Source organism: Nocardia carnea, assembly GCF_029869215.1.
Taxonomy (GTDB): domain Bacteria; phylum Actinomycetota; class Actinomycetes; order Mycobacteriales; family Mycobacteriaceae; genus Nocardia; species Nocardia carnea_B.
This window is the reverse complement of record NZ_JARWPM010000130.1, coordinates 1-21060: the sequence shown is the minus strand read 5'-3', so window position 1 is coordinate 21060 and position 21060 is coordinate 1. Positions and strand designations below refer to the sequence as shown.

Annotated in this window: 19 protein-coding genes; 14 read left to right on the top strand and 5 right to left on the bottom strand. The window is 68.8% G+C overall.

The features are described from left to right. Window positions 1–57: 57 nt before the first annotated feature. The 3 genes from QH276_RS08225 to QH276_RS08215 are packed head-to-tail and all read right to left on the bottom strand — an operon-like array spanning window position 58 to window position 3180. Window positions 58–1230, bottom strand: coding sequence for a sulfotransferase family protein (locus QH276_RS08225; protein ID WP_280396802.1), 1173 nt, complete (start codon window positions 1228–1230; stop codon window positions 58–60). Window positions 1231–1240: 10 nt separating this feature from the next. Beyond that, complete coding sequence (locus tag QH276_RS08220; protein WP_280396801.1) at window positions 1241–2017, bottom strand: SDR family oxidoreductase; 777 nt, start codon at window positions 2015–2017, stop codon at window positions 1241–1243. Beyond that, the gene (locus tag QH276_RS08215; RefSeq protein WP_280396800.1) at window positions 2017–3180 is read right to left on the bottom strand and encodes a hypothetical protein; all 1164 of its coding nucleotides are present in this window, start codon (window positions 3178–3180) and stop codon (window positions 2017–2019) included. The genes QH276_RS08220 and QH276_RS08215 overlap by 1 nt, the downstream gene beginning before the upstream one ends. 81 nt (window positions 3181–3261) lie before the next feature. On the opposite strand from QH276_RS08215, the gene QH276_RS08210 reads away from it, so the two are divergent. The 5 genes from QH276_RS08210 (at window position 3262) to QH276_RS08190 (ending at window position 9557) form a co-directional block, all read left to right on the top strand. Next, on the top strand, window positions 3262–4173 hold the full coding sequence (locus QH276_RS08210) for a helix-turn-helix domain-containing protein (protein ID WP_280396799.1): 912 nt from the start codon (window positions 3262–3264) through the stop codon (window positions 4171–4173). A 32-nt stretch (window positions 4174–4205) separates the two neighbouring features. Then, entirely contained in the window at window positions 4206–5138 is a 933-nt protein-coding gene (gene cysD / locus QH276_RS08205; protein ID WP_280396798.1) for a sulfate adenylyltransferase subunit CysD, read from the top strand. Further along, window positions 5138–6976 carry an adenylyl-sulfate kinase gene (cysC, locus tag QH276_RS08200; RefSeq protein ID WP_280396797.1) on the top strand — a complete coding sequence of 613 codons (1839 nt, stop codon included), beginning with the start codon at window positions 5138–5140 and terminating at the stop codon, window positions 6974–6976. The genes cysD and cysC overlap by 1 nt, the downstream gene beginning before the upstream one ends. A gap of 200 nt (window positions 6977–7176) precedes the next feature. Next, window positions 7177–8973 carry an acyl-CoA dehydrogenase gene (locus QH276_RS08195; protein WP_280396796.1) on the top strand — a complete coding sequence of 599 codons (1797 nt, stop codon included), beginning with the start codon at window positions 7177–7179 and terminating at the stop codon, window positions 8971–8973. 65 nt (window positions 8974–9038) lie between these two features. Next, window positions 9039–9557 carry a DinB family protein gene (locus QH276_RS08190; RefSeq protein WP_280396795.1) on the top strand — a complete coding sequence of 173 codons (519 nt, stop codon included), beginning with the start codon at window positions 9039–9041 and terminating at the stop codon, window positions 9555–9557. Window positions 9558–9614: 57 nt separating this feature from the next. Here the strand turns inward: QH276_RS08190 and QH276_RS08185 are convergent, their stop codons facing one another. Then, window positions 9615–11288 carry a 2-isopropylmalate synthase gene (locus QH276_RS08185; protein WP_280396809.1) on the bottom strand — a complete coding sequence of 558 codons (1674 nt, stop codon included), beginning with the start codon at window positions 11286–11288 and terminating at the stop codon, window positions 9615–9617. A 270-nt stretch (window positions 11289–11558) separates the two neighbouring features. On the opposite strand from QH276_RS08185, the gene QH276_RS08180 reads away from it, so the two are divergent. The 4 genes from QH276_RS08180 to QH276_RS08165 all read left to right on the top strand — a co-directional run bounded on the left by QH276_RS08180 (window position 11559) and on the right by QH276_RS08165 (window position 14357). Then, window positions 11559–12230 carry a FadR/GntR family transcriptional regulator gene (locus QH276_RS08180; protein ID WP_280396794.1) on the top strand — a complete coding sequence of 224 codons (672 nt, stop codon included), beginning with the start codon at window positions 11559–11561 and terminating at the stop codon, window positions 12228–12230. A gap of 71 nt (window positions 12231–12301) precedes the next feature. Beyond that, on the top strand, window positions 12302–13102 hold the full coding sequence (locus tag QH276_RS08175; protein ID WP_280396808.1) for an ABC transporter ATP-binding protein: 801 nt from the start codon (window positions 12302–12304) through the stop codon (window positions 13100–13102). A gap of 75 nt (window positions 13103–13177) precedes the next feature. Then, the gene (locus tag QH276_RS08170) at window positions 13178–13783 is read left to right on the top strand and encodes a QsdR family transcriptional regulator (protein ID WP_280396793.1); all 606 of its coding nucleotides are present in this window, start codon (window positions 13178–13180) and stop codon (window positions 13781–13783) included. 4 nt (window positions 13784–13787) lie between these two features. Further along, complete coding sequence (locus QH276_RS08165) at window positions 13788–14357, top strand: nucleotidyltransferase family protein (protein WP_280396792.1); 570 nt, start codon at window positions 13788–13790, stop codon at window positions 14355–14357. On the opposite strand, the gene QH276_RS08160 is transcribed toward QH276_RS08165, so the two are convergent. Beyond that, window positions 14288–15460 carry an XdhC family protein gene (locus QH276_RS08160; protein WP_280396791.1) on the bottom strand — a complete coding sequence of 391 codons (1173 nt, stop codon included), beginning with the start codon at window positions 15458–15460 and terminating at the stop codon, window positions 14288–14290. The two genes, QH276_RS08165 and QH276_RS08160, sit on opposite strands and share 70 nt — an antisense overlap. 331 nt (window positions 15461–15791) lie before the next feature. Between QH276_RS08160 and QH276_RS08155 the strand changes: the two genes are divergently transcribed. From QH276_RS08155 to QH276_RS08135, 5 genes are all read left to right on the top strand, one after another. Next, a complete protein-coding gene (locus QH276_RS08155; protein ID WP_280396790.1) occupies window positions 15792–18137 on the top strand; it encodes a xanthine dehydrogenase family protein molybdopterin-binding subunit in 2346 nt (781 codons plus the stop codon). Further along, a complete protein-coding gene (locus QH276_RS08150) occupies window positions 18134–19009 on the top strand; it encodes an FAD binding domain-containing protein (RefSeq protein WP_280396789.1) in 876 nt (291 codons plus the stop codon). Before QH276_RS08155 ends, QH276_RS08150 begins: the two co-directional genes overlap by 4 nt. After that, on the top strand, window positions 19002–19502 hold the full coding sequence (locus QH276_RS08145; protein ID WP_280396788.1) for a (2Fe-2S)-binding protein: 501 nt from the start codon (window positions 19002–19004) through the stop codon (window positions 19500–19502). The genes QH276_RS08150 and QH276_RS08145 overlap by 8 nt, the downstream gene beginning before the upstream one ends. A 28-nt stretch (window positions 19503–19530) precedes the next feature. After that, window positions 19531–20280, top strand: coding sequence for an SRPBCC family protein (locus QH276_RS08140; RefSeq protein WP_280396787.1), 750 nt, complete (start codon window positions 19531–19533; stop codon window positions 20278–20280). A 215-nt stretch (window positions 20281–20495) separates the two neighbouring features. Continuing rightward, on the top strand, window positions 20496–20819 hold the full coding sequence (locus QH276_RS08135) for a DMT family transporter (RefSeq protein ID WP_280396786.1): 324 nt from the start codon (window positions 20496–20498) through the stop codon (window positions 20817–20819). Window positions 20820–21060 lie beyond the last annotated feature (241 nt).

Genomic DNA, 21060 nt, shown 5'->3' with positions numbered 1-21060 from the left:
CGGGACAACCCCGCTCCCCGCGCGGACAAGGCGACGTATTCGGCTCCCCGCGGCCCGCTACTTGCGGTTGCCGCCGGGGTAGTGCTCGGCGAGGTAGGGAGCGAATGCCTCGTCGACCCGGTCGGCGGTGAGCCCGAAATCGGCCAGCGAGTATTTGTGCGCCGGACGCGCGGCGCCCGACGTGGATTCGCTGTGCAGCGCGGCCATCTCCGACCGTGCCGCTTCGGTGAATTCGATACCGAAGTGATCGTAGATCCGCGCGACGGTGGCGAGCGGATCGGTGACGAAATCCTCGTAGTACACATCGCAGAACTGGGCCGCGGGGTGCTTCGCGCGATCGGCGAGGAAGGTCCGTGCGCCCCGCGACCACAGCTCGAGTTGCGCCTCCCCCACCACCGGGCCGCGGAACTTCTCCGACCAGCCCGCCGTCGCCTGTTCGTTCAGACTGCACACCGAGGCCACGATGGTGCGTGGCTGCCGGTGCATCTGGATCACCAGCGCGTCCGGGTACACGGCGAGCAGGGCGTCGAGGGCGAACAGATGGCTCGGATTCTTCAGCACCCACCGGCGGCCCGGATCGTTGAGTCCGATCAACTGCAGATTGCGGCGGTGCCGCGCATAGGCCGGGGTCCAATCCTGCTCGCGTAGCCATTCCGAATAACGCGGCAGATAGGCCAGGCATTCGTAGGAGATCGACATGGCCGATTGCCGCAGCAGCTGCCAGCACTCCTCCACCTGGTCGGCCGAAATATGGTGCACACCCATGAATTCCGGGTGTTCGACATGGTGCCTCTCGTAACCGGCCTGGAGCTGCTGGAAGACCGGGTTGTCCGCCCATGTCTCCCGGGGCGGGCGCGGTTGCGGCATCTCGGTCAGCCACATCTCCAGGCCCTGGTGGCCGGGATCGGCGGTGAGCAGGCGATGCACGGCCGTGGTACCCGAGCGGGGCAGTCCGGTCACGAAGATCGGCCGCTCGATGGCGACCTCCGCGTGCTGCGGATACTGTTTCCAGCCGGCTTCGCTCAGCGCGCGGGCGATGAGCGCACCGCGCAGGAACGCCCGGTTGACCTTGTTGCCGAACGGGGTGAGTTCGGCATCGCGTTCGAACGATTCCAGCAGTACCGACAGTCCGGTGCGGTACTCGTCGGCGCCGAAATCGTCGAGGCCGATGACCTTGGTGGCGGAAGCGTGCAGATCGTCGATCGTGCCGACGTCTTCCCTGCCGATCATGTAGTTCTCCTCAGTGGTGGAATTCGCCGCAGTTCACGTCGAGACAGGTACCGGTGATCGCCCGGGACATCTCGGAGGCGAAGAAGACGACGGCGTCGGCGATCTCGTCGGGTTCGGGCAGCCGCCGCAGATCGATATCCGCGGCGGTCTCGGCGTAGACCTCGTCGGCCGTGATCCCGCGCTCTTTCGCCAGATAGTCGAAATACCATTTCAGTGTGTCGGCCCAGATCCAGCCCGGCGCCACCGAATTCACCCGGATACCGCGCGGCCCCAGCTCGGTGGCCAGGCTCTGTGCCAGCGCCAGCAGGGTCGTCTTGGCCATTTTGTACGGGCCGTACGGTTGCCGGGAATGCCGCAGCACCGCCGAGTTGATCATCACCACCGACCCGTTGCGTTCGGCGAGCGCGGGCGCGAACAGGCGGGTCAGCCGCAGTGCGGCGAAGACATTGGTGTCGAAACTGGCACGCAGATCGTCGATGGCCACCTCGGCGAGATCGGCCATCGGCGGCATGGCGAACGCATTGTTCACCAGCGCGTCCACCCGGCCGAATTCCTCCTCGGTGGCACGCACCAGCTCCTGCGCCGCCGCGTCGTCGGTGATATCCGTCGGTACCACGAGCGCGCGGCCGCCGAGTTCCTCGATCACGGCGGCGACCTTGCGCAGCCGTTTCTCGGTGCGCGAGGCGAGCACCACCGCGGCCCCGGCCTTCGCACTCTGTACCGCGATGGCCTGGCCGAGCCCGGGGCCGATCCCCGAGACGACCACCACTTTGTCCCGCAGCAGCATCAGCCCAGCATCCTCTCCGCCACCGCGGCCTGGCGGCCGGCGATCCGCGCTTTCCAGTCCTGCGGGGTGATCCGGGACTCCTCGTAGTAGGGCAGCCGGGCCGGCAGCTCGTCGAAGGACACCAGCTCCACCACCGGGCCGTCCTCGGGTTTCAGTTCCCGCGACAGCCGCTGCCAGCGGAACTGCAGATAGGCCCGGTCGTGACCGGTGCGCTCGATCCAGTTGACCAGTCCGGGATCGCGTTCGCTGATCACCAGCCGGATCATGCCGTCCGGATCGACCTTCGCCTGATCGGCGTTGAGGCTGGTCTGGTGGTTGATGTAGTCCAGCGAGAGATACCACATACTGCCGAGCTGGAAGCCCTGGTACGGAGCGTCGGATTTCGGCACGGTCAGGATCATCACCTGGTCGTCGGTGAGTTCGTAGTGACCCACCGAGGAGAACTGGGTGGACAGTCCGCCCGGGGTGCGCCGCGGTTCGGTCATGGTGTTGACCGGAAGGTTCAGATAGAACCACTCGGGGAAGGCCAGGAACGTCTTCAACCGGGAGACCAGCATCTTCCCGGCGACCTCGTACCGTTTGGCCATCAGGTCGGTGGTGATGGCGGGCGGTGCACTGCCCACGGTGTCGACCTTGCGAATCCGGACGGTACCGGCCTTCTCGTTCGCCCAGTCGCCGAAGACCTCACGGACGGCGAGCATGGTCGAATCGGCGGCGAGCTGGATATGGTTGCGCCCGCCGGTCCCGGGGCCCAGCGTCAGCTCGTAGGTACCGTCGGCGGCGATATCGATGGAGCGATCGTCGAAGGCCGTTTCGCCGCCGGGTACCTCGGTGGGCGAATAGTTGCCGTTGAGCACCTGGAAGCTGAGGTCGCGGGTGGTGCCGCGGGTGCCGGTGACCACGTATTCCGCGTCGGGGCGCAGATTGGCGTGCCAGTAGAGGGTGTCCGGGTTGTCCAGGCCCATCTTGGTGTAGGGGCCGGTGGAGGTCACGAAGTACGGAAAATCCTTCTCGAACGCCCACGACATCTGGATGGCGGCCCGGATACTGCCGGCCAGGTAGTCGTAGCCCTCGGCCAGATCCTGTTCGTTGCGGATATGGGGGGCGCTTTTGATGATTTCCTCGGCGGCGGCGATCGCGTCCGCGAACGGCTGAGTCAGCACGATACTCCCGGTGTTCCATATATGTACCGACCTGGTACATTTTGATATCACGAAGATTAGAACTTGTTCTAGGAGTGGTCAATGGCTGCCGGTCCGGCGGAAGTACACGAGGTGGGGCGGCGCTCGGCCCCGACACAGCGGGTGATCCAGGTGATCGACTACCTCACCGCGCGCCGCGGCCGCCGCGCCGGGCTCTCCGAAATAGCGCGCGACCTGGACCTGGCCAAACCCACCTGCCTGGGCATCCTCACCGAACTCACTGCCGCCGGCTATCTCGTCCGCGATCCGCGCACCCGCGAATACGGGCCCGGGCCGGCGTTGATCGCCGCGGGGCGGGTCGCCCAGGACAGTTTCTCCATCGCCGCTCTGGCCCACCCCGAACTGGCACGACTCAGCGCGAAATACGCTACGACCTGCACCGCGTCCGCGGTGGTCGGGGAACGGATCAGCGTCCTGGACAGCGCCGGCCCGGCGATGGTGCGAGTCGGCGCGACCTATCGTTTCGCGCCGCCGGTCGGCCTCATGTACGTGCTGTGGGATACCGACGCCGCCTTCGACGCCTGGCTCGCGACCCCGCCGACGGTCCCGCTGCACCAGGACGAGACCCGGTTGCGCCGCCTCGTCGCGGAATGCCGCGAACGCGGGTACCTGGTGGAGAGCATGACCGGTGCGGGCCGGCAGCTGTACTCCATGCTCGCGGGAGTCGCCGGCCACGAAATGCCCGATGAGCTGCGCACCGCCGTTGCCGAACTGGTGACCACCCTCGGCGAGCGCGTCTACCTGGGGGCGGATCTGCGGCCCCGCAAGGAGCATCCGGTGAGCCTGCTGGCGGCGCCCACCTACGACGCGGGCGGCCGCCAGCAACTGGTACTCACCATGTATGTGGGCGCCTCGATCACCGGCGCCGAGATCGCCCGGCGCGGCAGCGCCCTGGTCGCCGCGGCCGACGCGGTGACCGCCGCGGCCGGTGGCCGTCGCCCGCAACACCATTGACCATCCATAGAAACGTGTTCTAGTTTTTAAGCGTGAGCCAGCACACGAAGTCGGCGGCGGGCACCTACGAGCTCTCCCATCAGGCCGCGCTCGAGGCCGAATCGGTCCATATCCTGCGGGAGGTGGCCGCGACATTCGAACGCCCCGTTCTCCTGTTCTCCGGCGGCAAGGATTCGGTGGTGATGCTGCATCTGGCCACCAAAGCGTTCTGGCCGGCGCCGGTGCCGTTCCCGATCCTGCACATCGACACCGGGCACAACTTCGACGAAGTGATCGCCTATCGCGACGAAGTGGTCGCGAAATACGGTTTGCGGCTGCTGGTGGGCAGGGTCCAGGACGATATCGACGCCGGCCGGGTCACCGAGGACACCGGGCCCCGGGCCAGCCGCAACCGGCTGCAGACCGCCACCCTGCTGCGCACCCTGCGTGAGGGCCGGTTCGACGCCGTGTTCGGCGGCGCCCGCCGGGACGAGGAGAAGGCCCGGGCCAAGGAACGGGTCTTCAGCTTCCGCGACGAGTACGGCCAGTGGGATCCGCGCCGGCAACGTCCCGAATTGTGGAACCTCTACAACGGCAAACATCGTCCCGGCGAACATATCCGGGTCTTCCCGCTGTCCAACTGGACCGAGCTCGATATCTGGAGCTATATCGCGGCCGAGGGTATCGATCTGCCGGCGCTGTACTACGCCCATCGGCGGCCGGTGGTCCAGCGCGACGGCATGCTGCTGGCGCACACCCGGTTCCTCATCCTGCTCGAAGGCGAGGAACCGCGGGAGGCACTGGTCCGGTTCCGCACCGTGGGCGATGCCACCTGCACCGGCTGCGTGGAATCCACCGCGGCGACCCCCGCCGAAGTGGTGGCCGAGGTCGCGGCCGCCCGCGTCACCGAGCGGGGCGCCACCCGCGCCGACGACCGGATCTCCGAAGCCGGGATGGAAGACCGTAAACGAGAGGGTTACTTCTGATGAGCTCCCTGCTGCGCCTGGCCACGGCCGGCAGTGTCGACGACGGGAAATCGACCCTCATCGGCCGGCTGCTGTTCGATTCCAAAACCCTGTTCACCGATCAGCTCGACGCGGTGGAACGCACCAGCCGCGACCGCGGCGAGGACTATCCGAACCTCGCCTTGCTCACCGACGGATTACGCGCCGAACGCGAGCAGGGCATCACCATCGACGTCGCGCACCGGTATTTCGCCACGCCGCGCCGGAAATTCATCATCGCCGACACCCCGGGGCATGTGCAGTACACCCGGAACATGGTCACCGGCGCCTCGACCGCCGATCTGGCGCTGATCCTGGTGGACGCCCGGCACGGCGTGGCCGAACAGACCCGCCGCCATGCCTTCCTGGCCTCACTGCTGGGTGTTCCGCATCTGGTGCTGTGCGTCAACAAAATGGATCTGGTGGGATGGTCGGCGGACCGGTTCGCCGAGATCCGGGAGGAATTCGCCGGTTTCGCCTCCCGCCTGAACATCGCCGATCTGACCTTCATCCCGATGTCGGCGCTCCACGGCGACAATATCGTGCACCGCAGTACCAGCATGGATTGGTACGAGGGCACGCCGCTGCTGCACCATCTCGAAGAGGTGCATATCGCCTCCGACCGCAACCTCATCGACGCCCGGCTCCCGGTGCAGTACGTGATCCGCAGCCATACCCCGGATTTCCGCGGTTACGCCGGAACGATCGCCAGTGGCGTCTGGTCACCCGGCGACGAGATCACCGTGCTGCCGTCGGGTCTGACCACCACGGTGACCGGTATCTGGGGGCCGGGCGGTCTCCCGCTCACCGAAGCCTTCCCGCCGCAGGCGGTGACGGTGGCGCTGGCCGATCAGCTCGATATCGGCCGTGGCGATATGCTCTGCCGCCCGGCCAACCGGCCGCAGACCGGCCGTGACCTGGACACCATGGTCTGCTGGTTCAGCGACGAAGCGGAGCTCCGGCCCGGCGCCTCGTACACGCTGCGGCACACCACCCGCAGCGTCGCGGCCGGGATCCGCTCCCTGGACTACCGCCTCGACGTGAACACCCTGCACCGCGACGAGAACGCGAACGAGCTCGCGCTCAACCAGATCGGCCGCGTCCAGTTGCGGACGCGGCAGTCGCTGCAGTTCGACCCCTACCGCCGTAACCGCACCACCGGCAGCTTCTTGTTGATCGACGACACCACCGGCGACACCGTCGGCGCCGGAATGATCACCGGCCCCAGCCTGCCGTCGTCGCGGGTGGTATGGCATTCGAGCGCGGTCGGCCGCGCCGAACGACCCACCCGCGGTCGCACCGTCTGGCTCACCGGACTGTCCGGTTCCGGGAAATCGTCGGTGGCGGTGGAACTCGAACGGCGCCTGGTCGCGGCGGGCCGGCCGGCGTTCCTGCTCGACGGCGACAATCTGCGGCACGGCCTCAATTCGGACCTGGGATTCTCGGCCGCGGACCGGACGGAGAACATCCGCCGGGTAGGTGAGGTGGCGCGCCTGTTCGCCGAGTCGGGAACGGTCGCCATCGTCTCGCTCATCAGTCCTTATCGAACCGACCGCGAAAGAGCCCGGGCGGTACACGACGCGGCCGGTATCCCGTTCCTCGAGGTCTTCGTGGACACACCCCTCGAGATCTGTGAAGCCCGCGACCCGAAGGGCCTGTACGCGAAGGCGCGGGCGGGAGAGGTCCGCGGATTCACCGGTATCGACGATCCGTACGAACCACCGCTGTCCCCGGCGCTCGTCCTGCGCCCCGAGGACGGCGATCCGGCCACGATGGCCGCCGCGATCCTGGCGCTGCTGGCCCGCGACGAGGACGCCTGACCAGCGCGTACCGTCCCGGCCCGGGACAACGGTGGCGGGGAGTGCGCGCGCGGGCAGACCGGCGGGGCGGTCCGGCCGGTCCGGGGATACCCTGCCGGCGAAGGGGCGCAGCCCCCGGGGCGAGCCGGTGCGGCCGCTCCCCCCACGGACCCTGGACCATATTTGATACTCTGGCCGCAACTTGTACCGAAAGGGTGGTTATGCGGTCTACACTGCTGTCCCGGCGTGACCTGGACTTCCTGCTCTACGAATGGCTCGACGTCGAGAGCCTCACCCGGCGGGCCCGGTACGCCGAGCATTCGCGGGAGACCTTCGACGCCGTCCTCGACCTGAGCGAGCAGCTGGCCACCAAGTATTTCGCCACCCACAACAAACTCAACGATATCCGGGAGCCCGCCTTCGACGGTGACAAGGTCACCATCAACCCGGAGGTCGGACAGGCATTGTCCGCCTTCGCCGACGCCGGGATGATCGGCGCGGCCATGGACGCCGAACTGGGCGGGGCGCAGCTTCCCGCCGCGATCGCCCAGGCGGGCTTCGCCTGGTTCCATGCCGCCAATCCGGGCACCAGCGCCTATCCCCTGCTGACCATCGGCAACGCCAACCTGCTCGTCGCCCACGCGGGCCCTGCGCTGGTGCGGCGCTTCGTCCCGCCGATGCTCGAGGGACGGTTCTTCGGCACCATGTGCCTGTCGGAGCCACAGGCCGGGTCCTCGCTCGCCGATATCGTCACCCGCGCCGAACCCCACGACGACGGAACCTACCGGGTGTTCGGCACCAAGATGTGGATCTCCGGCGGTGACCACGAACTCGGCGAGAACATCGTGCATCTGGTGCTGGCCAAGATCCCCGGCGGCCCGGCAGGCACCAAAGGGATCTCGCTGTTCGTGGTGCCGCGGTTCCTGGTGGACGAGGACGGATCGATCGGGGAGCGCAACGATGTGGCGCTGGCCGGGATCAACCACAAGATGGGTTTCCGCGGCACGGTCAACACCGTCCTCAATTTCGGTGAGGGCCGCTGGTCGCCGCAGGGCGCCGCGGGCGCGGTCGGTTATCTGGTCGGCGAACCGCATCAGGGCCTGAAGTACATGTTCCACATGATGAACGAGGCGCGCAGCGGAGTCGGGCTGGTTGCCGCGGCCCTCGGCTATACCGGCTACCTCGAATCACTCGACTACGCCCGCACCCGCCCGCAGGGCCGTACCAAGGGCGCCGCCGATCCGGCCTCGCCCCAGCGCCCGATCATCGAGCACGCCGATGTGAAACGGATGCTGCTGGCGCAGAAGAGTTACGCCGAGGGCGGCCTGGCACTCGTGCTGTACTGTGCCCGCCTCATCGACGAACAGCACACCGCCGAATCCGGCGACGAACGCCGCGCCCGCACCCTGCTGCTGGACATCCTCACCCCGATCGCCAAGAGCTGGCCCTCGCAGTGGTGCCTCGCCGCCAACGATCTCGCCATCCAGGTCCTCGGCGGTTACGGCTATACCCGCGAATACAACGTGGAACAGCACTACCGCGACAACCGGCTCAACCCGATCCACGAGGGCACGCACGGTATCCAGGGCCTGGATCTACTCGGCCGCAAGGTCACCCAGCAGGGCGGGGCGAGCCTGCGCGAACTCGACACCCGCATCCGGGCCACGATGGCCGCGGCCCGGGAACTCGGCGGTGAACCCGCCGAACTCGCCGACCGGCTGGAGAAAACCTGGACCCGCCTGATCGCGGTGACCGGCAGCCTGTTCGCCGCCGGCGATATCGAGGTCGCCCTGGCCAACAGTTCCGTCTATCTGGAGGCTTTCGGACACCACGTCCTCGCCTGGATCTGGCTGGACAAGATGGTCGCCGCGCACGGCCGCACGGGCGATTTCTACGACGGGAAACGGCACGCCGCCCGATACTTCTTCCGTCACGAACTCCCGCGCACGGGACCACAACTGGACCTGCTGGCCGATCTGGACACCACCACCCTCGATATGGCCGAGAGCTGGTTCTGAGCGTCCGCCGGACGGCCCGGGGAAATGATGCGACAGGGGAATCCGATACCGCTAGGTTCGGCGAGGTGACCTGGACCGCACCCGATATCGACCGGATCATCACCGTACCCACGGGACCGGAGCGACCGATGCTGCAGTCGTGGCTGGATTTCCACCGGCAGACCCTGCTCGCCAAATGCGCGGGTCTCGGTGCCGCGCAGCTGAGACAGCGCGCGGTGCCGCCGTCGGCGCTTTCGTTACACGGCTTGGTGCGCCATATGGCCGAGGTGGAGCGCGGCTGGCTACGGGGCGCGGCGGCGGGGCAGCGACTCGGCTACCTCTACTGCGCCGAGACCGACCCGAACGGCGACTTCGACAATGTCGATATCGCCGACCCCGCGGCCGATTTCGCCGTGTACCGGCAGGAAACCCGGCTGGCGGACGCGGCGGTGGCCGAACTGTCGCTCGACCACCGCTGCCGCCATCCGGCCGGCACCGAGTACAGCCTTCGCTGGGTGTATCTGCACCTCATCGAGGAGTACGCCCGGCACAACGGTCACGCGGACCTGTTGCGGGAAAGGGTCGACGGCCGGACCGGGGACTGAGGCGACGGACGGGCGATGCCCGGCCGGGGCACAGTCACCGCGGCCGAACCGGGGACCTCACCCGTGATCGGCGAGTCCGGCGGCCCGCACCACCGCCGCCACCCCGGCCGCGGAGATCGAATCGGCGCGCGCACAAGACCATCCGGTCCGGCCGTTACGGCGGTATTCCAGGTAGGCGATCGCGTGCTCGGCGACCGGGTGGCCGGTCAGGCTCAATACCTCGATCGGCCGGCCCGCCTGCCCGAGCGCGGAAACCACGGCCGACACCCGGTCGTTCCCCTCGTGGGCACTGCGATGTGAGCGGCCGGCGACCACCAGTTCCACCGCGACCACCGGCATGCCCTCCGGCCCGGTGACGTGCAAATCCTTCAGCTGTACCTCCGGCGGTTCCGGGGTGTCCAGATAGGCGGCGTCGAACAGGGCGCGCAGGTCGGCGGCGCTCACCTCCGCACCGGAACCGTCGGTATGCTGCTGAACCTGCCGGGCGAAATCGATCTGCAGGCGGCGCGGCAGGTCCAGGCCGTGTCCGGTATCGAGCAGATAGGCGATGCCACCCTTGCCCGATTGCGAATTCACCCGGACCACCGCGTCGTAACCGCGGCCGATATCGGCGGGGTCGATGGGCAGATACGGGACCCGCCATTCGATCTCGCGTTCCGCCCGGCCCGTGCGGGCAGCCCGTTCGCGATGCTCGGCGAAACCCTTCTTGATGGCGTCCTGGTGGGTCCCGGAGAAAGCGGTGTTCACCAGATCGCCCACATACGGGTGCCGGGGGTGGACCGGCAGGCGGGTGCAGTATTCGACGGTACGGCGGATCTCGTCGATATCGGAGAAATCGATCATCGGATCCACGCCCTGGGCGTGCAGGTTGAGGGCCAGGGTGGCGATATCGACATTGCCGGTGCGTTCGCCGTTCCCGAATACACAACCCTCCACCCGCTGGGCGCCGGCCAGCACCGCCAGTTCGGCGCACGCCACACCGGTACCGCGGTCGTTGTGCGGATGTACCGAGAGGATGACGCTGTCGCGGCGGGCCAGGTTGCGGTGCATGTATTCGATCTGGTCGGCGTAGACATTCGGCGTCGCGATCTCCACCGTCGCCGGCAGATTCAGTGTCACCGGGCGGTGCGGGCTCGCCTGCCACAGTTCGGTGACGCTGTTACAGATCTCGAGGACGTAGCCGGGTTCGGTCTGGTTGAAAACCTCCGGGGAGAACTGGAACCGTACCCGTGGCAGGTCACCGGCGAGTTCGGCGACGTCACGCGCACCGTCCAGGATCAGTTCGCGGACTGCGCGGGCGTCCTTGCCCAGTACGGTGTCCCGCCAGACCGGCGCTGTTGCGGTGTAGAGGTGGATCACCACCTCGTTGTCCAGTCCGCGCACCGATTCGACCGTCCGGGCGATCAGATCGCGCCGGGCCGGGGTGAACACGACCAGCGTGACATCCGGCGGTGCGATCCCGGTATCGGCCAGCACCCGCACGAAATCGAAATCGGCCTGCGACGCCGACGGATAGCCGACCTCGATCTCCTTGTATCCCATGGCGACCAGCAAGGTGAAGAACCGGCGCTTGCGGCCGGGGTCCATGGGTTCGGCCAGGGCCTGGTTGCCGTCGCGCAGATCCACCGGAACCCACAGCGGGGCCTGCCGGATCCGGGCGCTGGGCCAGTGCCTGTCCTGAACGGGAACGTCGACGCGGTCGGTGATATCGCGGTAGCGCGACGACGGCATCTGCGATCGCCGCTGCCGGAACCACTCCGGCGCGCCGCCGGGGATCGGTCCGGCAGGGGTGTCGATGGTGGGGTATGTCTGCGTGGTGGTCATGGGGATACGCCCCGAACCTTCCTTGCTCGTTCGGCCGTCACGGGAAACGGTGATCGGCCGACGACGACCCCACGGCGGGGCGGCCGATCGTTCAGGCCCCGCCGTGGCGGCCGAGGAGAAGCTGCTGCGACATATGGCAGACTGTACACGACTCCTCAGACAAGTAGCGAGGCTCGAATGGTTACCCAGGTACGACGTCATCCATTGGCTGAGCAAGCAGCCGATTTACTGCTGGCGCGGATCCGCGCCGGCGAATGGCCGCTCGGGCATCGGCTGCCCGGTGAGACGACCCTCGCGGCCCAGCTCGGCGTGGGCCGTTCGACGCTGCGCGAGGCGATCCGCGTACTCGCCGGCAAGGGCGTACTCGCCAGCCGGCAGGGCGCCGGCGTCTTCGTGACGGCACTGGACGTCCCCGAGGACTGGGATATCGTGCTGCGCCGCGCCACGATCGCGTCGGTGCTGGAAGCGCGGATCGCTATCGAAGCCGAGGCCGCGGCCCTGGCCGCGCTGCGGCGTACGCCCGCCGACCTGCGGGCCATCCGGCGGGCGCTGACGGTCCGGGCCGCCGAGGGCCGCACGGTCGCCGATCTCGTCGATGCCGACTCCGCGTTCCATCGGGCCGTGATCGTGGCCGCGCACAACGACATTCTGACCCAGCTGTTCGATACCTTCCTCCCCCGTTCGCGGGCCGCGATGATCGATATGCTGCACATCCGCCCGATGCCGGCACCGGACGACGACCACGCCGCACACGAACGCCTCACCGACGCCATCGCCGCACGCGACCCCCAAGCCGCGGCCACGCACAGCCGCACCCATCTGCACACCATCAAGGAGGCCTTCGCGTGAGCGCGTCAGGGCCGGAGGCGGCAGCGCAGCGTCACCCCGCAGGCCCCGCGCACACGCCCCACCAGCACAGCGTGAGCGCGGCTGTTCTGGAGCTGACCGATGTCACCTTCCGGCGCGACGGCAATCAGATCCTCGACGGGATCTCGCTGACCGTCCGGCCCGGTGAGCACTGGGCACTGCTGGGCCCGAACGGTGCGGGGAAGAGCACGCTGCTCGGTTTCTGCGGTGCGCTCACGCACCCCACCACGGGGACGGTCCGGGTGCTCGGGGAGCAGCTCGGCCGGGTGGAACTGCAGAAGCTGCGGCGGTCCATCGGTCATGTGGATCCGCGTCATCCGTTGCGGTCACCGTTGACGGTGCACGAGGTCGTGCTCACCGGGCGCACGGGCACGGTGGACGTCCCGATGCGCTGGGCGCCGCGGCCGGCGGATATCGATGCGGCCACCGCGGCGCTCGCGGCGGTCGGGATGGCGGCCAAGGCGCATCGCCGCTGGCCCACCCTGTCCCAGGGCGAGCGGGGCCGGACCCTGATCGCGCGCGCACTGATCACGGCGCCGCGGCTGCTGCTGCTCGACGAACCGACGACGGGGCTGGATGTGGCCGCCCGCGAACAACTGCTGCACACCATCGACAGCCTGGACTCGACACATCCCGGCCTCGCCTCGATCCTGGTGACCCATCACCTCGAGGAATTGCCGACGAGCACCAGCCATGCGCTGCTGATCGCCGGGGGCCGCACGGTCGCCGCCGGGCCGGCCGGCGAAACCATCACCACGGCAACCATTTCGGAGGCCTTCGACTATCCGGTACGGGTCGACCGGGAGGACGGGCGCTGGTCCGCGCGAGCCCCGCTGCCCCAGCCGGTCGCGTGAGTTCTACACTCGAGGCCCGGATGACGTGGAAAAGCCCGCTTTAGATACACGAGCGTTTATGTGTATCGTAATGGGGTGACCACAGCCAGCCGTACCTCCCGGCCACCGGGCCGCCCCGCCTCGGCCACCCGTGAAGAAGTCGTCGCCCTGGCCCGGCAGGCATTCCTCGCCGGCGACCGGGTCGACGTCCAGGCCATCGCCGCCCAGCTCAAACTGAGCCGTGCCTCGATCTACCGCTGGTTCGGCTCCCGCGACGGCGTCCTCGGCGCCGTGCTCGCCGGGGAATTCGAATCGCTGATCGAACGCGCGGATGCCCGCCGCCGCGATACCGGCGCGCGCCGCATCCTCACGGTGCTCGACCGCGTCAACCGCTGGATGGCGGGCAACGAACCGTTCCGGCGCTATTTCGAGAACGAACCCTTGGCCGGGCTGCGCATCCTGACCTCCAGCGACGGCCCGGTCCAGCCGCGCATCCTGGTGGCGGTGGAAGGGCTCATCACCCGCGCCGAGGAACAGGACGGTTATGTACCGCAACTGGAACGGTCACTGCTCGCCTACTCGCTGGTGCGCCTCGGCGAAGCTTTCCTCTACCACGACAACGTGACCGGCCTGCGCGGCGATGTGGATCGGCTGCACCAGGTGCAGGCCGCGTTGCTGGGTATCGACCTGCCGCCGGAATAGCCGGATGGACGCGGCCGAGCACCGGGGGTCACCGATGGAGACCGCGGGGGTGGTTCTCGCCGCCGGCGCCGGGCGGCGCTTCGGCGGCCCGAAGGCCGAGGTAAGGTACCAGGGGGAACGATTCGTGGACAGAGCGGTCCGGCTGCTACGCGACGGCGGCTGCGTGCGGGTCGTGGTGGTCTCCGGTGCGGTGCCGTTACGCGTGGACGGCGCCACCGTGGTACACAATCCCGCCTGGGCGAGCGGGATGGGTTCCTCCCTGGTGACCGGTTTACGCGCGGTGCACGAGGGCGCGGCCGTGGTGGTCCCGGTCGATATGCCGTGGCTGGGATCCGAAGCCGTACGGCGGCTCCGGGACAGCGGCACCCGGCTCGCGGTCGCCACCTACAACGGCCGACCCGGGCATCCGGTACTCCTCGGTGCCGAATATTTCCCGGCGGTGGCCGCCTCCGCTGTCGGCGATCTCGGCGCCCGGAAGTTTCTCGCCGCCCATCCCGAACTTGTTCAGCATATTCCGTGCGACGGCACCGGTTCGCCCGACGATGTCGACACGCCACAAGATCTCATCCGCTGATCGCCGGGAAGCGGCGAATCCCCCGGCCCCGCGAAGCCGGCCTGCTCCGCCGCGTGGATCGGCCGCGCGGTGACCGACAGCGAGCGCGCCGATCCACCATGGCGCTGCGCGATAATTTCCGCGCCGATCGCGACAGCCGTCTCCTCGGGCGTCCGGCCGCCCAATTCGAGGCCGATCGGGGAATGCAGCCGGCCGAGTTCGGCCGCCGTGACACCGGCTTCGCGCAACCGGGCCCGGCGTTCGGCATCGGCACGCCGCGATCCCATCGCGCCCACATACGCCACGGGGAGCCGCAAGGCGTCGACCAGAACCGGGATATCGAATTTCGGGTCGTGGGTGAGCACGCACAACACGGTGCGCGAATCCACCTCGGTGGTGCGCAGATAGCGCTGTGGCCACTCGGTGACCAGCTCGTCGGCCTCCGGTATCCGCAGCCGATCGGCGAACGCCGGCCGAGCTTCACAGACCGTGACCCGGTACCCCAGCAGACGCCCGACCCGGCACAGCGCACCGGCGAACACGTTGGCACCGAAGACGATCATCCGTGGCGGCGCTGCGAAAGAGGCGACGAACAACTCCCGGGCCGCCTGTCCACACCCGAGCGTATGCAGCCCGGTGCTCGCCTGCCGCAGCGCGGCGCGGGCCAAGGGGATCGCCGGATCCGGTTCGCCGTACGCGGAGCCGATCACCGAATCGGAGGTCACGGTCACCATCGCACCGGTGGCGAGATCGCGCACCAGGGCCGCGGCACGGGACGGCTTCAGCGCCGCCTCCACCACCGGATGGTCGGTGGGGGCCACCCGCTGAACGAAGACGTCGAGTTCGCCGCCGCAGGTGAGGCCTACCGCGAACGCATCGGTTTCGCTGTACCCGAAGACCTGCCGTACGGGCTCGCCCGTGGCGAGCACCTGCAGGCACAGGTCGTACACGGCGCCTTCGACACAACCGCCGGACAGGCTTCCGCGGACCTCGCCCGAGACATTCACCGCCATACTCGCGCCGAGCGGTAGCGGCGCGCTGCCCCGTATCGCCACCACCGTCGCCAGGGCGTACTCGATACCTTCGGCGTGCCACCCGGCCAGGGCCGCGGCCAACTCGCGCACACTCCACCTCCTCGCCGGCAGCGGTCTCGGAAACCGCAGACCACCTGCGAGAATATCACTTCCGCAAATCGCCATTGCAATTCTTGCAGACGACATATCCTGTATTGACACCGAGAAGAACCCGATGCTAAACAAGTGCTCAGCATCGGCGCGCCGGACCGGTTCCGCCGTGCGGCCGGCCAGGCTCCGCGGCGGAACCGGCCGCACCGCAGTTCCGGGCGACCGCACGCCGGTACCCGCGATATCCCGCGAACGGAGGAACGCACCGGATGGGTCGAATCAGGCTGTCCCCCAGCGCCACACCCCCTTCCCCGACGCGACGGAGCCCACGATGAGCACCACGGAGAAAACGGCCGCCGTCGGCGCCCGCGTACCCCGGATCGAAGACCTGCGCCTGCTCACCGGTACAGGTACCTTCGTCGACGACATCACCCGGCCCGGCATGGTCCACGCCTGCTTCGTCCGCAGTCCGCTGCCCCGTGCCCGGATCACCGCGATCGACACCGGCGACGCCGCGGCCTTGGCGGGCGTCGTCGCCGTCTACACCGCGGCAGACCTCAACCCACTGGTCAGCGAGATCTCCTACGCGCTCGACACCCCGGGGTTCCCGGAAGTGCCCCGCCCGCCGCTGGCCGACGGCGAAGTACGTTTCGTCGGCGATCCGGTGGTCCTGGTACTCGCGGCCGACCGCTATATCGCTGAGGACGCCGCCGAACTCGTGGTGGTCGACTACGAGCCGCTCGATCCCGTGGTCGACTACGAAACAGCCGGTATCGCGGCCGAACTCGTCCACGCCGAACACGCGGGCAACTCCGCGGGCGGTCTGGCAGGGCGGGCCCCGGCCGACCTCGCCCCCGTCTTCGACGCCGCCCCGCATGTGGTGCGCCAGACCATCCACCAGCAGGCCTACGCCCCGGTCCCGCTGGAGACCCGGGGCATTGTCGCGGAATGGACCGCTCCCACCGGCGAGATGACGATCTGGACCTCCACGCAATCACCCCACGAGGTCCGGGGTTTCTGTTCCCGTCTGCTCGGCATCGACGAACACCGGGTCCGGGTGATCGTGCGCGATACCGGTGGTGGTTTCGGCCAGAAGGTGGCGCCGCAACGCGAGGAAACCTGCGTCATGCTCGCCGCCCGCACCCTGCGGTATGCCGTGAAATGGATCGAGGACCGGCAGGAGAATCTGATGGCCGCCGGCGCCGCCCGCCACGAACACGGCGAGGTCGCCATGGCCTTCGACGACGACGGGCGCATTCTGGCCGCTACCATCGAACACGTCCAGAACGTGGGCGCCTACCCGATCCCGTCGCCGCTCACCTCCTCGATCGCGGTCGGGATGCTGTTCCCCGGGCCGTATCGGGTACCGGAGGCGGGGTTCAGCACCGCCTCCTACTACTCGAACACGGTGGGCCGGGTCGCCTATCGCGGCCCGTGGCAGTTCGAATCGGTCTCCCGCGAGGTGCTGCTCGATACCGCGGCCCGCCGGCTCGGCCTGGACCCGGTGGAGTTGCGACGGCGGAATATGCTCAGCCACAAGGAGATGCCGGTCGCCAATCCGAACGGTATGCCCTACTCCGATGCCTCCCCACTGGAGACCTTCGAACAGGCCTTACAGATCCTCGACTACGACGCCTTCCGCGCCGAACAGGCCCGGGCCCGCGCCGAAGGCCGGTATCTGGGAGTGGGGACCTGTACCTATGTGGAGCCGACCACCGGCAGCACGCCGTTTCTGAGCACCGAGGGCGCCACCATCCGGATCTCGGCGACCGGCAAGGTGAACGTCTACCTGTCCGGCGGATCGGCCGGGAACAGCCTGGAAACCACGTCCGTCCAGCTCACCGCCGACGCGCTGGGTGTGGATATCGCCGATGTCCAGACCATCCAGGGCGATACCGCGGTGGCCCCGCAGGGTGGCGGGACCAACGGCAGCCGGTCCGGTTCCATGGCCGCCGGGGCCATCGCCGAGACGGCGAAAGTGCTCCGGGAACGGATCGTCGCCATCGCGGCGGACCGGCTCGGCGCCGCCGTCGAGGAGGTGGAGTTCGTCCACGGCCGGGCGGGGGTCGCGGGCACCGACAAATCCCTCACGCTGGCCGAGATCGCGCATATCGCGTACTTCCAGACCGAACTGCTGCCGCCCGGCGTACCGCCCGGTCTCGAAGCCACCGGCCGGCACCGCGCCGATCAGATGATGCTCTGGGCCAACGCCACCCACGTCTGTACCTGCGAGGTCGATATCGATACCGGCCGTGTGACGCTGCTGCGGTTCGTGGTGAGCGAGGATGTGGGGCCGATGATCAATCCGAACGTGGTGGAAGGCCAGATCTACGGCGGTACCGTGCAAGGCATCGGCGGCGCGCTCTACGAGCATCTGGCCTACGACGACGACGGCAATCCGGTCGCCACCACCTTCCTGGACTACCTGATGCCCACCGCGACCGAGGTACCGATGATCGAACTCGGCCATATCGAGACCCCGAGTTCCGGACCGGGTGGGTTCAAAGGTGTGGGGGAGGGCGGCGCGATCGGTGCCACCCCCGCGGTCCTCAACGCCGTCGCCGACGCCTTGGCGCCCTTCGGCGTCCAGATCGACCACCTCCCCCTCTCACCGGCCCGGATCGTGGCCATGATCGACGCGGCCCGCGCGAGCGGGAACACGGAGGTGACGGCATGAAACCCGCGACCTTCGACTATCACGCCCCCGCCACCGCCGACGAGACGGTAACCCTGCTCGCCGAGCTCGGCGACGAAGCCAAGATCATCGCCGGTGGGCAGAGCCTGGTGCCGATGCTGGCGCTGCGGCTCGCCGTTTTCGACCATCTCGTGGACCTGCGCCGCCTGGACGAACTGCGCGGGATCGAACCCCGAGACGATGCGGTATGGATCGGGGCGGGCACCACGCACGCGGCCGTGGGCCGGTCCGCCGAGGTGCGCCGCGCCGTCCCGCTGCTGCACCGCGCCACCCCGCTGATCGGTCACTTCCAGATCCGCAACCGCGGCACCCTCGGCGGCGCCGTCGCCCACGCCGACGCGGCCGGTGAGTATCCGGTCGTCGCCCTGACCCTGGACGCGCGGATGCACACCCTCTCGCCCCGCGGCCGGCGCGAGATCGCGGCGGCAGACTACTTCACCGGAATGTGGAGCACCGCCATGGAACCCGACGAACTGCTCACCGGAATCACCTTTCCGGTGTGGCACGGGCGGACGGGCTTCGCGATCGAGGAATTCGCCCGCCGGGCCGGAGATTTCGCCATGGCCGGCGCGACGGTCGCGGTGCGGCTGGACGCGGACTCCCGTATCGAGCGGGCCGCGGTCGGCCTGTTCGGCCTCGCACCGACCCCCGTGCGGGCGGCCGCCACGGAATCCGCGGTGCTCGGCCGGCCCGTCACCGATATCGACCCGGCCGAGATCGGCCGATCCGCGACCGCGGCACTGAACTCGGTACCCGCCGATATCCACGGATCCGCCGACTACCGGCGGCGGATCGGGGCGGTCATGGTCGCGCGGGCCTGGACCCGCGCGGTAGAGGAGGCGAGCAATGACTGATATCGAGATCTCGGTGGTGGTCAACGGAGTCGCACGCCGGGACCGGATCCCGCCGCGGCGCACCCTGGCCGATTATCTGCGCGAGACCTGCGGGCTCACCGGCACCCATCTCGGTTGCGAGCACGGTGTCTGCGGCGCCTGTTCGGTGCTGCTCGACGGCGCCGCCGTCCGCGCCTGCCTGGTGTTCGCCGTGCAGGCCGACGGCGCCGAGGTGACCACGATCGAGGGCCTGGCCGAACCCGACGGCCGCCTCTCCCCGGTACAACAGGCCTTCCGCGATCACCACGGCCTGCAATGCGGTTTCTGCACACCGGGTTTCGTGGTTTCCGCCACCGCGTTCCTCGCGGACAATCCCGATCCCGCCGACGACGAGATCCGCGAGGCGCTGTCCGGCAACATCTGCCGGTGCACCGGATACCAGGGCATCATCCGGGCCGTCCGGGACGCCGCCACCACGATCGCTACCGAAACCCCCGCGACCCCACAGGCCTGACCCGGCCCACCGAAGCCAAGGACCGCGTATGAAACTGGAGAACACCTTCCGGATCCCTGTTCCCGCCGACGATGCCTGGCCGGTGCTGCTCGATCTGGAGCGGCTCGCGCCCTGTGTGCCGGGTGCCACCCTCACCTCCCGCGACGGTGACGACTTCCACGGCAAGATCAAGGTGAAACTGGGTCCGGTGGGGCTCACCTACAACGGCGTCATCAAGATCCTGTCGCAGGACGCGGACAGCAAGATCGCGGTGCTCGAGGGCGGTGGCCGCGAAACCCGCGGGAACGGCACCGCGAAGGCGGTGATCACCTGCCGCCTGGTGGAATCCGGCGGCGTCACCGATGTTTTCGTCGATACCGATCTGGCGATCACCGGGAAGCCCGCCCAGTTCGGCCGCGGCGCATTGGCCGATGTGGCGGGCACTCTCATCGGGACCTTCGCCGACAACCTCGCCGCGGAGATCACCGCCTCCGCGAACGATGCCGGCAACTCCGCCCCGGCCGGGACCACGAACTCCGTATCACCCGCACCCACCGGGGCCGTCCCCGCCGCACCGGACGCGGCCCCCCGCACCACCGCGCCGACACCGATCGCCGCCCGTCCCGGCGCCGAACCCATCGATCTCATGGCGGCCGCGGGGATCTCCGCCAACCGGCAGCTCGTCCTCGCCCTCGGCGCCGCGGTGCTGGTGATCCTGTTCCTGCTCACCCGCAATCGACGGACCGGCGCAGCCCAGCAGGCGCGGCCCGATACCACCTCCGGTCCCGCACAGGCGTAGGGCCGGCGCAACCTTCCGATACAGCACCGGCCGCCGATCACAGCACGAGCCCACGGCGACAGCACATGTCTCCGGGCGCGGCAGGAGCGTCCATGCACCGGCTGACGAATCGGTCCGGCGGCCGCAGGGGCCGGGACCCTCACACGACGGCTCCCAGCCCCTCGTATGTGTACGTTCGTCCATGGACAGGCGTACACATACGGAGGGACCCGGTCATGGCACTGGTAATGCTCGGCTTGGCGATCGTTGCCGAAATCGTGGGGACCAGCCTGCTCAAGGCCACCGAGGGGTTCACCAGGCTCTGGCCGACGGTGGCCTCGCTGTCCGCGTACGCCGTGGCTTTCGTCCTCCTGGCGCAGGCCATTTCCCGCGGGATGCAGGTCGGTTTCGCCTACGCGGTGTGGTCGGGCCTGGGCACCACATTGATCGTCATAGTCGGCGCCCTGTTCCTGGGCGAATCGCTCGGGCCCGCCAAGATCGCGGGAGTGGCGCTGGTGGTCGCGGGCGTGGTCACCCTCAACCTGGCGGGCGCCCATTGACCCAGCATCCCCACCGGCGGCCGCGCATCCTCGATACGACCCGGCCCTGATTCTCCGCTACCACACGAACCCGCGGAGCGGCCCCCGCCCCCGGCGGGGGGGGCGGGGGGGGGGGCCGGGGCGGCCCCGCCGCCGCGCCCCGCCGCGCCGCCGCGCCGCGGGTTCGTGTGGTAGCGGAGATTCAGGGCCGGGTCGTTTCGAGGATGCGCGGCCGCCGGTGGGGATGCTGGGTCAATGGGCG

What these genes read in the sequence shown, in the direction of transcription:
- cysC (WP_280396797.1), top strand. Translation starts at nt 5,138, where the DNA reads ATGAGCTCCCTGCTGCGCCTGGCCACGGCCGGCAGTGTCGACGACGGG.
- QH276_RS08195 (WP_280396796.1), top strand. Translation starts at nt 7,177, where the DNA reads ATGCGGTCTACACTGCTGTCCCGGCGTGACCTGGACTTCCTGCTCTAC.
- QH276_RS08225 (WP_280396802.1), bottom strand. Translation starts at nt 1,230, where the DNA reads ATGATCGGCAGGGAAGACGTCGGCACGATCGACGATCTGCACGCTTCC.
- QH276_RS08155 (WP_280396790.1), top strand. Translation starts at nt 15,792, where the DNA reads ATGAGCACCACGGAGAAAACGGCCGCCGTCGGCGCCCGCGTACCCCGG.
- QH276_RS08145 (WP_280396788.1), top strand. Translation starts at nt 19,002, where the DNA reads ATGACTGATATCGAGATCTCGGTGGTGGTCAACGGAGTCGCACGCCGG.
- QH276_RS08165 (WP_280396792.1), top strand. Translation starts at nt 13,788, where the DNA reads ATGGACGCGGCCGAGCACCGGGGGTCACCGATGGAGACCGCGGGGGTG.
- QH276_RS08140 (WP_280396787.1), top strand. Translation starts at nt 19,531, where the DNA reads ATGAAACTGGAGAACACCTTCCGGATCCCTGTTCCCGCCGACGATGCC.
- QH276_RS08185 (WP_280396809.1), bottom strand. Translation starts at nt 11,288, where the DNA reads ATGCCGTCGTCGCGCTACCGCGATATCACCGACCGCGTCGACGTTCCC.
- QH276_RS08220 (WP_280396801.1), bottom strand. Translation starts at nt 2,017, where the DNA reads ATGCTGCTGCGGGACAAAGTGGTGGTCGTCTCGGGGATCGGCCCCGGG.
- QH276_RS08135 (WP_280396786.1), top strand. Translation starts at nt 20,496, where the DNA reads ATGGCACTGGTAATGCTCGGCTTGGCGATCGTTGCCGAAATCGTGGGG.
- QH276_RS08150 (WP_280396789.1), top strand. Translation starts at nt 18,134, where the DNA reads ATGAAACCCGCGACCTTCGACTATCACGCCCCCGCCACCGCCGACGAG.
- QH276_RS08180 (WP_280396794.1), top strand. Translation starts at nt 11,559, where the DNA reads ATGGTTACCCAGGTACGACGTCATCCATTGGCTGAGCAAGCAGCCGAT.
- QH276_RS08210 (WP_280396799.1), top strand. Translation starts at nt 3,262, where the DNA reads ATGGCTGCCGGTCCGGCGGAAGTACACGAGGTGGGGCGGCGCTCGGCC.